Raw genomic sequence first — 12583 nt, forward strand, 5'->3', positions numbered from 1 at the left:
ATGTGGCCGCACCTGAACAGGCACGTCCCCGTGCACGGTATAACTATTCGCACCTGATGTTATCCCTTGCACCATTTCTGCCGCTGGTATCGGTGTCGGCGGCTTGTTGACCGGCCCTCAGCCAGCAAGCAGGCATGCCGCCGGGTGCAGCAGTATCGTGTTAGTGAACAGTGCATCGATGATCCGGCCGTCGGCGGCACATACGGCAACCTTCTAGCGCAGATCAACCACCCACACCCCACCAGCCCACCACAACACCACCCTTAGGCCTCAATCACCCCAACAATGCCCCGTCCGATGCTGACTCGCACAAAGACCGACAGCACAATAAGCTGTCGCGCTCCTTGTTTGCCCGCGCATAGGCGTTTTGTCGTTACTCGCGTGCTGCCGCATCGAACCTGCAACGAGTGCAGCAGGTTTTGGGCGCTCGCTAGCTGTTGCTGTTCGTTGGCTGAGAAGGTCACTGCGGCGTCGGCGAATCGCCTCAGCCTCGGCGATCTTCAGCGGACTGATGTACTCGTGGACGGCATCGCGGTATTCGAGTTGCGCTGCTCGATCGCTGGCGATGTCGTTGGGTCATTCCGGCCGCAGCCGGTCCGGGCGACGTTTCGCCTTGTGGGAAGGCGATGGTCAGTGGATTGCGCATGCCGGTCATCAACGGGAAGTGCAGAAGTCTAGCGATATCGAGTTCGTAGTCCAACCACCGGGCGCCAATCCGCTCGTGAGCTTAGATGAGTTTGGTCAGCTCCCGGCGGGAGCTTTCCTCGTTGGTTCGCAGTCGGCCGGATGCCTCGGTCAGGGTGATCTTGGTTTGCTGCTTCAGGTGTTAGCGCTCTAGCCGTCGCTTAGCACGCCGCTCGTTCGCGGCGGCAATAGGCCCTCAAGCCACCGCCGAACGCGCCGCTCAGTGGGAACGATCAGCCACTAGAAAGTCGCAGCGAAATGCAACATTGGGGTCACGTGGCTAGGATGCCACCGGGCATCGGCGAGCACTCCAGCAACGATCTTCAGCTCGTCGCGAAATCCGTGTCAGTGCCCGCCAGCCTTGAACCGTTCCACTGAACGCTGCACTTCTGCTTCAGCTTCGTCTCGGCCTACCCAGTCTGCGGCTTTCACGAACTTGCCTGGCTCTAGATCCTTGTAGTGTACGAAGAAATGCTTGATCGCGTCCAGCTCGAAGGTCGGAACATCGATGATGCCGTGGATGTGATCCCATCGGTGGTCGTTGACTGGAACGCACAACACCTTGTCGTCGCCGCCGTGCTCGTCGACCATCCGGAACATACCTACTGGACGTGCCTCCACTAGTACGCCAGGGAACAGCGGCTCCGGTAGCAGCACCAGTGCATCCAGCGGGTCGCCGTCTTCGCCGAGGGTGTCTTCAATGAAGCCGTAGTCTGTCGGATAGGCCATCGGGGTGTAAAGGTAGCGGTCTAGACGCACCCGCCCCGTTTTGTGGTCGACCTCGTACTTGTTCCGCTGGCCTTTCGGAATTTCGATGGTCACGTCGAATTGCACCGTGTCGGCTCCTTAAATCTTAGCTAGGCCCGGGTAGATCGGTTACGTTGCGGAGTTCACCCTAGCCGACGACGTTGGTCTGAAGGCTGGCTCGGCACAATGGAGCTAGACAGTCAGGAGGGCTATTGAATCCTATTCGCTGGCAGAAATCTTACGTAGTTGTCGGATTGGCCATGCTGGCGTTCATCATCGCCGCGGTGAAGGCGGCAACCGTCTTCACCACGGGCGGCCACAGCACGAATGGAGCACGGTCCGCGGTACCGCCTCCGCGGGCGTCTACGGTCAAGCCGGCATTGGTTCCGGTAACCGAAACCGCCGTGGTACCCAGCGTTGGCGGACTGGCTGCCGCGCTGGCGTCGGCTTTGGCAGATCCCAGTTTGGGTAGTTTTGGGGGACGGATCACCGATGCGATGACTGCCAAGGAACTCTGGCAGCAACAAGATGACATGCCGTTGGTGCCAGCGTCGGCCAATAAGCTCTTGACCGCAGCTGCGGCGCTGTTGACACTGGACCGCCAGACTCGGATCAGCACCCGGGTGGTGGCTGCAGGCCCGAATGCCCAAGGGCCTGTCGTTCTGGTGGGTGCTGGGGATCCGACCCTGTCGGCCGCATCGCCCGACCAGAGCACCTGGTATAGGGGTGCGCCGCGGATCAGTGACCTTGTCGAACAGGTTCGTCGCAGCGGCGTGACGCCTACGGCTGTTCAGGTGGATACCTCGCTGTTCACCGGTCCGACGATGGCGCAGGGCTGGGATCCTGCCGATGTGGACAACGGCTACACTGCCCCGATCGAGTCGGCGATGATCGACGCTGGGCGTATCCAGCCGACAACCGTCAAATCACGACGGTCACGTACCCCAGCTCTGGACGCCGGGCGGGAATTGGCCAAGGCCCTGGGGGTCGCTCCCGATGCGGTTACAATCGTCAAGGCATCGTCTGGGGCGCGGCAGCTGGCTGTGGTGCAGTCAGCGCCGCTGGTCCAGCGGTTATCCGAGATGATGGACAACTCCGACAACGTGCTGGCCGAATGCATCGGCCGCGAGGTAGCGGCCGCCATAAACCGGCCTTTGAGCTTTGCCGGCGCGGTCGACGCGGTGACCAACCGGTTAGGTACAGCGCATATCGACACCACCGGCGCTGCTCTGGTGGATTCTAGCGGGTTGTCGGTCAACAACCGCTTGACCGCCAAGACACTCGGCGGTGCGGTGCAGGCGGCGGCGGGGCCGGATCAACCGGTGTTGCGTGCGCTGCTGGATCTGCTCCCGATCGCCGGCGGCAGCGGCACGTTATCGGACCGCTTTCTCAGTTCGGCGACCCACCAGGGTCCGGCCGGCTGGTTACGTGCCAAGACCGGCTCGTTGACCGCTATTAATTCTTTGGTCGGGGTCGTCACTGACCGCAGCGGTCGGGTGTTGACATTCGCGTTCATCTCCAACGACGCTGGCCCGACCGGTCGTGCCGCGATGGACGAGCTTGCTACTAGGCTGTGGATGTGCGGGTGCGCTACGTGACCTCATCGTCGGAGTTCACGCTCGATACCGCGGTGGACTAGGGATTCGCGGCCAGCGTAGGAGAGCGGCTGGCACGTCCTGGTCCGCCGGCTTCCGAATACACGCGCCGCCAGGTGATTGATGAGTTGACCTGTGCGGCGGCGAAAGCCGAACCACTGGTGAGCGATGTCACCGGCCTGGTGACCGAACGTGTGGTACTGCTGGCGTGCATCGTCGATCGACCGGAATGGGTTCGGTTGGCGACCGAGTCCATGAGGGTTATGACGAACGGAACCGACAAGTCACGGGGTCAGTTCAACGGACGGATCACTGGTGCTCAGACAGGTGCGATCCTGGCGTGTGTGGCGTCCAGGATCCTCGGCCAGTACGATCCGTTCGCTGCTTCCAAGTCAAGTAGGGTTGTCTGCTGTTGGTGTATCCAACATGTCATCGCCGTCGAGCGTCAGCTGCGAGTTGAGCCCTCCGATTTTCGGTTGTGGATGTGCTTGCACGAGGTGACCCACTGGATCCAATTCACTGCCAACCGGTGGTTGTTCGACTACATGTCGAAAGCGCTGGACTTGTTGACTCAAAAAACCAGTGAAGACATCAGACTGGTGGTGGGTCGGCTCGTTGACTTTGTCCGCAGTCGGTGCCATGGGTCGTCTGCAGCAGAGAATTCCACTGCTCACGCATCGGGAATTCCCGGCTTGGTGCGCGCTGTGCAATCTGAGTCGCAGCTCGTAGCTCTAGATCAGCTTCTGGTGCTTGGCACACTGCTGGAGAGGCACGTCGACCACGTCATGGATGCGGTTGGCCCGATGGCGGTGCCATCGGTGACTATGATAAGCTTTAAGTTTGATAAGCGTCGCTATAGCAAGTAACCACCATTGCAGAGGTTGCTGCTTGTATTGCTAGGTGGCGATGCTAAGTTCAAGCAATATGACGAGGGTAAGGCGTTTGTCGATCACGTGGTGGGTCGGAATGGTACGGTTCAACACGATTTGTTCAGGTCTCGAAACGCTGCTGTTGTCTGCCGAAATCGAAGACCCGCAGAGATGGATCGACAGGGTGCTGTAGGGCAGCTGCGCAGGACAGTCGAAGAGTTTGCTGGTACCTATTGTGATATCGACGATCAATGGTGCGTAGCGCTCTCCGGCGGCTCGGACTCGTTGGCGCTCACTGCGGTTGCGGCCCAACTACGCTCTACGACCGCATTTATCGTGGATCACGGTTTGCAGTCTGACTCGGCCGCTGTCGCAGAAACCGCTCGAAAGCAAGCTATCTCATTGGGATGTGTTGACGCACAAGTGCTTTGTGTGCAGATAGATCCACCGTTTGGTCCCAAAGGCGGGCTCGAGGCAGCGGCCCGTGCTGCCCGATACGCTGTGTTGGGCGCCAATCGTAATGGCCCGGTGTTGTTAGCCCACACTCTCGACGATCAAGCTGAGACGGTGCTGCTTGGCTTGGGCCGCGGTTCTGGGGCGCGCTCAATCGCTGGAATGCGGCCGCACGATCCGCCGTGGTGCCGGCCGTTACTGGGTGTGCGGCGCAGCGTGCCGCGTGCCGCGTGCCACGAGCTGGGCCTAAACGCTTGGCAGGATCCGCACAACACAGACTGTCGTTACACCCGAACCCGGCTGCGCCTCGAGGTGCTGCCGCTATTGGAGGACGTGCTAGGTGGTGGGGTCGTCGAGGCGTTGGCCCGCACTGCGACGGCGTTGCGCGAGGACACTGAACTGATCGACACGTTCGCCGCACAGGCGCTGCCCAACATCTGTGCCGGGTCGGGGCTACATGCGCGGGCTCTGGCCGCACTTCCCGACGCGGTTCGACGCCGGGTTATCCGTGGCTGGCTGTTGAATGGAGGCGCGACCGGGCTGACCGACAAGCAGATCCGTGGAGTGGACACACTGGTTACCGCGTGGCGCGGGCAAGGCGGGGTGGCGGTGGGATCCACCTTGCGCGGACAGCGTTTGATCGCCAGCCGGTACGACGGCGTACTGACCTTGCACTGCGCGCCCGTTTAGCGGCCCTTAGCGGGTCCTGATGCCGGGTCGCCGTGGTTTTTCGCAGGGCAGCATGGCACGCTTTGCTCGTGGCCCAGAGCTTCTCGGCGATTAACCCCGGACCGACGGCAGAGTTGTACCTGGGTGATATCAAGTCGGTCATGCTCACCCAGGAGCAGATTCAGGCTAGGATTGCCGAGCTCGGCGCCCAAATCGGCCACGACTATCGTGACCGTTCGCCTGCTAGTGACCAGGATCTGCTGTTGGTCACCGTGCTTAAGGGAGCGGTGATCTTCGTCACTGACCTGGCGCGTGCGATTCCACTGCCAACTCAGTTCGAATTCATGGCCGTTAGTTCGTATGGATCCTCGATGTCCTCGTCGGGTGTGGTGCGGATTCTCAAGGATCTTGATCGCGATATCCACGATCGCAACGTGTTGATAGTCGAGGACGTCGTGGATTCAGGTCTGACCTTGTCTTGGTTGCTGCGGAACTTGGCAACCCGTCGTCCGCAGTCGTTGCAGGTGTGCACGCTGCTGCGCAAGCCCGATGCGCTACGTGCCAATGTCGATATCACTTATGTGGGTTTCGACATTCCCAACGACTTCGTCGTGGGCTATGGACTGGATTACGACGAGCGTTACCGTGACCTGCCCTATATCGGTATGCTGGATCCCCGTGTCTACCAGCAATAGCCGCTAGTCCATCTCCCACACCGCGGTCATCGAGGAGCTCACTGTCTGCTGGCCAGCGTCCTTGATGTGTTGTCCGGGGCGTGGATATTGCCCTCGAGCGTCTTGCTGGCACGGTAGCCGGCTATGGTGGCGGCAAGCTCGGATTTGCTGCCCTCGGGCTGCAGAATCACGTTGGTGGTGCTGGTGTTTTGTAGTCCATCCTGATATTGATGACCGCTTGCTGGCCGGTCATTGGTCTGGTTGATCGCGGTGGTGACGTTGGACTCGGTGAATTCGATAGCGACTTCGGCGGTCAAAGTGTTCGGGACGCCTTGGACTTGCCTTGCCCTAACGACGGTCACTTGACGCGGATTCGTCCCAGTTGGCGTGAAATTATACTCATCGTACGTTTACAGCGTGATGATGGCCAAGTCGGCAGCGGTCACAGCAATCGATTTATGGGCAAACCTCGGAGTGCTCGCTGCACGCGGCCTGCCTGGCATCCTAGCGGTTTGGAGGTATTTGAATCAGTGAGGCTGTATGTCGGACAAGGAGTTCGGTTAGTTGGGTTCCCAGTTCGGAGGCAACCTTTTCGGCTCTCGGGTTCGCTCATCCAGTTACAATAGGGGCTGGTATTGGGTGTGTTTTTGAAGAGAAACAGCATGTCGCGCATGTATTTTGGAATTTTCTGGGGTTATTTTCTGTTTTTTCGAGCATGTTCTAGGTGTTGTTGGTCTGTTGTTGACAGGTCTTTGCGCTCGGTTGTGCTTGCTTACCTATGCAATTCGTGCGCTGCGTAGTTGCTACCTGTTTTGTCTGTTGGGGGACGGTACGGAGCATGCTGGGCCGTGCGGTTGGGGGAAGAGGTCAGAGCCAGCCGGAGCCAGCCGGGGAGGTCCGGTAGGTCGGCTCGGTGGGTGAAGTTCAGACTACGGTGCCGTAAGCTAATTCTGTGTAGTGTAATCCACCATGGTATGTTTTGAGTTGGTGGTGTTGGCGGCAAAGGCAATTGAGGTTTTCCAGCATCGTCAATCCTCCTGTTTCGGTATTCTGATGGTTTAATGCGATGGTGCGGTAGATGTCCCAGGTGATGGACGGGAGACACATTCGAGCACTGCCGACGGTTGGTAACGTAGTAATTCGGCTGGATTGGTTAGCGGATCGGCAAAACGTAGGGATACAGCGGCGGCAGTCAACTGGCGAACCTGCCCGGCGTCGATGATTCCAGGTGGCCTGGCGCAGCGCTGTCACAATAGGAGGTCTGGTAACGGGCAACTGCAGTGATCACCATTTGTGCCCCACCTGTATCGTGCTCAGTATCACCATCGCTAGATTGAGGGGGTAAACAGCTACAAGCCCGGCTGCGGCCTTGGGTCAATGCGTCGGTGCTGTGCTGATCCGGTGTTCCCGGGTCGGCTCAGACACACCTGTGTAGCTAGCTGCGAGAATCGGCGGTCAAAAGCCGTCGCGGCCGCCGCACCGTAAACCTCGGCCCTCCTGTTGTCTTAGAGCATTGATTTGTTGTCTTAGAGCATTGATTCCAATGAGACGGTAGTCAGTCCTTTGGACGAAAAAACGGCGTCGCCGGACGGTGTCCGAGTCTACCGCGCTTACTGCAGCGTCAACGGCGTTCGATGATGCGCTGTCGCAACCAGCCCATGCCGGTTGCCGATGCGCACAGCAGGCTACATGTCAACTTTAGTGATCAACTCATTGTCAGTGAGCAAATCGATGCGGATAGTTATCAACTACATTGTTCCCCAATCGATTCTTTCTTCTGTCAGTTCATTAAGGTTCCAACCTGGGGAACTCTCTGGCCAAGTGCCTCAGAATCCGCTACCATTGTAGCTGGCCTCCACCTCCATGGGGATAGTTCTATTGCGGAGGCTGCATCGGCAGTAGTCTGCTTGAATCCGTCGACAACCGTGTACCTGTGCTGGTGCTTGGCTTGCCCAGGTTCGAGGACGTTCGATGCCATAGCAATGCCGTCACGGCGGCCATCCGCCGGGCCATAGGGCCGACTTGAGGTTGTTCGTGGCAACCAACGCGGTTGGAGCCAGGTTACGAACCGTGACCGAATCAGGCACTTCAATCTTCTATAGTGTCGATAATAGCTGTGGTGTCTGACAAACCTGTCGCTTAGTGGGGCTGGTACTATTGTTTGCTGGTCTGAGCACTCTACGGTCGGATTTTGCAGCGCTCGTTGTTGGGTGGTGACCATGGAATGGGTCAAGGGATTGGGACGCGGCGCTGAGTCCTAAATATCCGCTGAGCGGCACAGTGCGCTTCCTTGACATTGGTTTGGCCGGCGTCTCTGTACCAGCGTCCTTTGGTCACACCGCAGGCGTTGTGCAGTTGTTCGACGGTGAGGTTGCGCTGTGTTGTGGCTTCTTAAGAAGCGCGCCAGTAATGGCAGCATCGATACCCATCTGCTGCGCATTATAGTTATTGCAGGGCCCGGTATCCGGAGTCGTTGGGTGTCGGTCGCCCATGTGCTGAAGAACCGCAAACTGGGTTTGTTGTACTGCACGCTGATGGATTGAGCGGCGGTGCTGGCAGCAGTGCCATCCACGCACAGTTTTTCCAACTGGGTTTCCGGCCGATCAAGGCACTGCTGTCGGCGGCGGGTGGCGAGGCGTTGGCTTACGCTGAACTATCACCGGTTGGGTGGCAGTATATCAATACAGCACTACGGCGCATTGATGAGCTAAGTGCTTAGATCAAGCCACTGAGAATCCAATTGGTGAATTTAACTCGACACCGGCAGGGGCTGCTAGGTGCTGCAGGCCCAGTACGGCATCGGCTGGCTGTGTACGGCGATAATGTGGGCATAGATTTGGTGATGCATGCTTGTTCTCACGCTCCGATCAATTGCTTCGTTTCGCTGGGCTGGATGTCACCGTCTACTCGTCTGACGGCAAGTGCATACCGAGATTATCTGTTGTTTCAGGGCTCACCGGAGCTGTGTTGGGTGGCGTTTCAGAACGTCAATGCGTCGCTCGATGCGGTTCCCCGGGGCTACTTAACCAAAAGCGAGCGACCAAGTGTGATGGCTACAACGGCAAGAATCCCATCCTGGCGGTGAAGCAGAAAATTCTGCGCTGTTGCTGTCACATGCTGCACAAGCTAACCGATGCCGCCCTGGCGTTGTCCGACAACCGACCTTAGGAGGAGGGTTCCGGAGATGCGTTGCGTGCGTGCCCTGCTCATAGGTCAGCTGATGACTGAGGCCAGCTTCCTGGATTCTCCTGTAGGCGCATCGCTGTTGGGCGGACCTCCCGAAAAGATTGAGCAGAAGCATTTCTTCGGTGTCCCGCACGTCGGGCCCCTATCAGTCGCCGATCCGCCGGACTTTGTCCGTGTACCCAGGCAAGGCTGAGCATCGGAACACGCACCGAGCGCAGCTGCCACACGTACGTTAATGGTAAGCAGTAGATAATTTGGACCACAACGTTTTTCGTTTCTGGTTGGTTACAGTATATAACCTATCATATCATCATCGATTTCAAGCTAATTTGTCCTTGCTGCACTGTTAGGCGCTTCACCTTGACTCCGATCGTGACCCAACGCCCATGAAGACAGTGAGAACAAGGTAAAGTAATATAAAACGACCAAGTATCCATTTTAATATCTGGGGTACCCAACACAGACAAGGAGAAACCACATGTGGTTTTTGATGGTTTTGTCGGAGTTGCTGGCGGTGCCGACTGCGTAGCTGGAGGCGATTGGCTTCGTGGTGAGTGCAGCTAATGGGATCGTGACTGCCCCGATCAGCGAGGTGCGCCCAGCGGGAGCCGACCAGGGTCGGTAGTAGCAGCGGCGGCCGCTTTTGCCAATCGTGTCCAGGAATATCAGGCAATCAGTGCTGAATCCAGCCCCAAAAACGTGGTCACCGTTAGCAGCGACCTCGCTGCTAACGGTGACCGGCCAGTTGCCCTGGCGGGGGTCCTTACTGCGGAGCGTAGTCAGGCCGGTGGGGCGGCACATTGAAGGCCGTACTAAAGGTTCCACTGGAAGCGGAACTGCAACCTGCAGCGAAATCAGCAGAGGCTATCCCGGCGGCCTTATCATAGGTGCCGATTCCGGCAACTTCAGTGCCAGCAGTGCAAGCGGGAGTTCGGTAAATGTGAGTTGCTGCTCTGCTGGGCGTAACCATCTACGGACTAACCAGCATTTTGCAGTGCCGTTTGGGTTCGGGAAGGTCTAGCCCACCACGTCCAGATCGACCTCTACGGTAATCAGCGGGGTGGCATCGGTGTAGCCTTCGGCGATCACGCGCAGCGACTCAGCGAATTCGTCCGGGTAATATTAGGGCGCGAATTACACACTGATTTCCTTAGTTATCGCAAAAAATGGATGCATGGTGTCGGCCTGCATACACATTCCGGCGACTATCAGATGCATACTGTATGCGCCCGTAATCGTTACGTCGTAGACGATCCTGGGCACCCTTACCTCCTCAACGCCGCCGCGGGTTCCCGTTGTCGAACGGGGAACCCTCTTCCGGATCTAGTTTTTGATGCGTGCCCATCGCGCCGGTCAGCTCGCGTAGCTGCGACGAAAAATTTGATTCTACAATGGCTTATATGCTACTTGCGGCAAGGAGGCGATGACTTCCAGGTTGATCGGACTGCAACCAAGCAACAGGGCAGTTCACCGGTAGCTATGTTGGACTTGTAACCGGCATGCAACCCTACCGCTATGGATCCGGTCAGTGCTGCGTGTTTGAGATCTAGGCTGTTGGTGATTGGCAGCAACGGCGGCGCCGAGAGCAGCCTCCTATAGGCGCAGACGACGATCGGATACTGTTCGAAATAATCGGTTCGATGCCGTTGGAAGACAGCAACATCGGGAGCGATGTGACCAGGATTCCTGGAGGGTATAAGTTTTTTTAGTCTCTGTCGCGGCTTCTAGCGCCCCGTAGTCGAATTCGTGGCCCACGATAGACATCGCAGCTCAAATCTACTTGTATGCGTCAGAATCACGCGCAATCCGTTCAGCGAGCCCAGCATGTCAGCACCGTTAATTGCGAAATGCCAGACAAGTCGATGCCACGGATTCCACACGACCGCACACCGACCAGAACTCGACCTGGTTTGGGTATCGGTTCAAGCACGCCGTACCGGTAGGCCATGCGTCCATTGTGAAACACTGCGGCGCTCATCAATTATTTTCGGTTTCTAGAATCTCGGTAACGGCTTTCACCTACTTCTCGCCGTCGTAGCGAATCAATTTGGCCAAATTTTCCTTTGTCCTAGTCGTGAGAAGATTGCTATGCTTCTAGCTGTCCTTTGCAATAGAGAATCACCTTGCGGGCGAATAGTTCATAGCAGTGTTACGTTGCATGGGGGAGGACCAGGTATGGTCAAGCACCCGTAGTATTCTGAAGTCACCGTACTTTTCGAGTAAAGTCTTCAATATGTGCTATTGTGTTTATCGGATGTACCGATACGGTAATTACCTTTGCCAGTTTAGTCGTTGACTAAACTAATGAGGTTTCTGTGTGCTGTCGACTGTATTGGCAACCGGAAAAACCCCTCAACGTTGCAATAATTGGCGCAATTCTGCAGCTCGTAGGTGCAGTCGTCGATCGCCTGATAGCGGCTTTTAGCAATATGCATGATGCTCAGAACCCGCTAATTAGCTCGGTCCGGCTCGTCCCGGTCGACTGTGTCGGCCTGTTTGCGCACCACTTTCCAGATGTTTTCCAGCCCAGCATGGCCGCTGGACACTGACATCGACAATAGGCGACGTGCCCAGTGTGTCGGCCAGGCGTGGTGCAGACGGCTAGTGCTACTATTATGGGTGTGGCGATTTCTGGTGTAGGTTCATGTGTCAGGTGGATGTGTAATTGTGCGTTGAGCAAGGTGAACTATGTATGAAGTGGCGATAGACTCACTCAATGAGATCGGAATAACGCGAGGATCTCCTCGATAGATTTTTTGCACCATACCTTCGCTACCCAATTGGTTTGCTAACCATCATATTCGATGTCCGATAACAGCACCCAAGACCACGCCCGGTGCTGAGCCTTACGTGCTTTGGTCCGCTCCAGCTGCTGCGCGATGAACACTTCCAGGCACGCCATCAACTCGTAGCCGCATGAAGTGGTGTTCGCCGAACCACGCCTCGTCTATCCCCACGCTATCCAGCGCAACAACGCGCTCCATATCGTATTCCAACGCCACTATGGGGGATTGGCCGATATATTATTAAATATTAAACGGTATGATGAAGATGTTGAAAAGCAGTGGAGCACCGACCACTACATCCAATCCGTTGAGGAAATCCAACAAGGTGGTGTTCTAAAGGTCGGGTCGTTCCTACTGCAGTCAGTGCTCCGCTCCATCAATCATCACCTGACGGTAAGGGACCGTAGATCATCCCCGAAGCACGGTCGGTGCGGGTGAATGCCAGCACCACCGGGTTAGCTGCGCCGGCGATAAACAACGATGGTACGGGGATAGCGGCGTCCGTGCGTTCAGCAGTGGTCTCCCTAGTTGCAGTCAAAATTGCGATGCCAATTTAGGCCGCTCATGAAGCCGACCGAAAAACTCGCTGATGTATATGTATTATATAGTCCAGTTGATCCTGGCTGATCCAATCCGGCAGCTGGTCCGGTTCCGGAAGCCGATCGATGAAAGCCTTTCGGGCTGGGGGCGACCATCCGTATTGCCTTGCTCTGGTTGCCGGACGGTGCTCGTATGGTGCCTAAATCATTCGGCGAATCGTGCGTGCGGGGTTCGGCGTTGGCAACATGGTGCTCCATGTAAATACAAAATGTTAAAGAAGTTTTCCCGAGTATCCCGTGGAACGCGTGTGTTGAGGGAAGAAGTGGCGCGTTCCACACCACGATGGCGCCCCAAATCGTGGCTCATCTAGACGGCCTGCT

Annotated in this window: 10 protein-coding genes and 1 pseudogene; 8 read left to right on the forward strand and 3 right to left on the reverse strand. The window is 57.1% G+C overall.

What is annotated here, in order from left to right:
- Positions 1-367 precede the first annotated feature (367 nt).
- Positions 368-838 carry a hypothetical protein gene (locus ML_RS01060; RefSeq protein WP_156517082.1) on the forward strand — a complete coding sequence of 157 codons (471 nt, stop codon included), beginning with the start codon at positions 368-370 and terminating at the stop codon, positions 836-838.
- A gap of 191 nt (positions 839-1029) precedes the next feature.
- Here the strand turns inward: ML_RS01060 and ML_RS01065 are convergent, their stop codons facing one another.
- The gene (locus tag ML_RS01065) at positions 1030-1518 is read right to left on the reverse strand and encodes an inorganic diphosphatase (protein WP_010907600.1); all 489 of its coding nucleotides are present in this window, start codon (positions 1516-1518) and stop codon (positions 1030-1032) included.
- Positions 1519-1643: 125 nt separating this feature from the next.
- Here ML_RS01065 and dacB point away from each other — a divergent pair, with 125 nt between their 5' ends.
- The 4 genes and pseudogenes from dacB (at position 1644) to hpt (ending at position 5712) form a co-directional block, all read left to right on the forward strand.
- Complete coding sequence (gene dacB / locus ML_RS01070) at positions 1644-3029, forward strand: D-alanyl-D-alanine carboxypeptidase/D-alanyl-D-alanine endopeptidase (RefSeq protein WP_010907601.1); 1386 nt, start codon at positions 1644-1646, stop codon at positions 3027-3029.
- Positions 3026-4088, forward strand: a pseudogene (locus ML_RS01075) (zinc-dependent metalloprotease). Before dacB ends, ML_RS01075 begins: the two are co-directional and overlap by 4 nt.
- Positions 4067-5038 carry a tRNA lysidine(34) synthetase TilS gene (gene tilS, locus ML_RS01080; protein ID WP_010907602.1) on the forward strand — a complete coding sequence of 324 codons (972 nt, stop codon included), beginning with the start codon at positions 4067-4069 and terminating at the stop codon, positions 5036-5038. Before ML_RS01075 ends, tilS begins: the two are co-directional and overlap by 22 nt.
- A 62-nt stretch (positions 5039-5100) precedes the next feature.
- Positions 5101-5712: a hypoxanthine phosphoribosyltransferase gene (gene hpt, locus ML_RS01085; RefSeq protein WP_041323640.1), complete on the forward strand. Its 612-nt coding sequence runs from the start codon at positions 5101-5103 to the stop codon at positions 5710-5712.
- Positions 5713-5750: 38 nt separating this feature from the next.
- Here the strand turns inward: hpt and ML_RS01090 are convergent, their stop codons facing one another.
- Positions 5751-6053 (reverse strand): hypothetical protein, encoded by a 303-nt coding sequence (locus tag ML_RS01090; protein ID WP_064430327.1) that lies wholly within the window; start codon positions 6051-6053, stop codon positions 5751-5753.
- 2019 nt (positions 6054-8072) lie between these two features.
- On the opposite strand from ML_RS01090, the gene ML_RS01095 reads away from it, so the two are divergent.
- From ML_RS01095 to ML_RS01105, 3 genes are all read left to right on the forward strand, one after another.
- Entirely contained in the window at positions 8073-8234 is a 162-nt protein-coding gene (locus ML_RS01095; protein WP_164920132.1) for a hypothetical protein, read from the forward strand.
- Positions 8231-8410, forward strand: a complete 180-nt coding sequence (locus ML_RS01100) for a hypothetical protein (protein WP_231846674.1) — start codon at positions 8231-8233, stop codon at positions 8408-8410. The genes ML_RS01095 and ML_RS01100 overlap by 4 nt, the downstream gene beginning before the upstream one ends.
- A 474-nt stretch (positions 8411-8884) precedes the next feature.
- Positions 8885-9070 (forward strand): hypothetical protein, encoded by a 186-nt coding sequence (locus tag ML_RS01105; RefSeq protein WP_041322338.1) that lies wholly within the window; start codon positions 8885-8887, stop codon positions 9068-9070.
- A gap of 2969 nt (positions 9071-12039) precedes the next feature.
- On the opposite strand, the gene ML_RS14700 is transcribed toward ML_RS01105, so the two are convergent.
- Positions 12040-12201, reverse strand: coding sequence for a hypothetical protein (locus ML_RS14700; RefSeq protein WP_231846675.1), 162 nt, complete (start codon positions 12199-12201; stop codon positions 12040-12042).
- Positions 12202-12583 lie beyond the last annotated feature (382 nt).

This window comes from Mycobacterium leprae TN, assembly GCF_000195855.1.
GTDB lineage: Bacteria > Actinomycetota > Actinomycetes > Mycobacteriales > Mycobacteriaceae > Mycobacterium > Mycobacterium leprae.

Coding starts and splice junctions, on each gene's coding strand:
- tilS (WP_010907602.1), top strand. CDS start 4,067: ATGGATCGACAGGGTGCTGTAGGGCAGCTGCGCAGGACAGTCGAAGAG.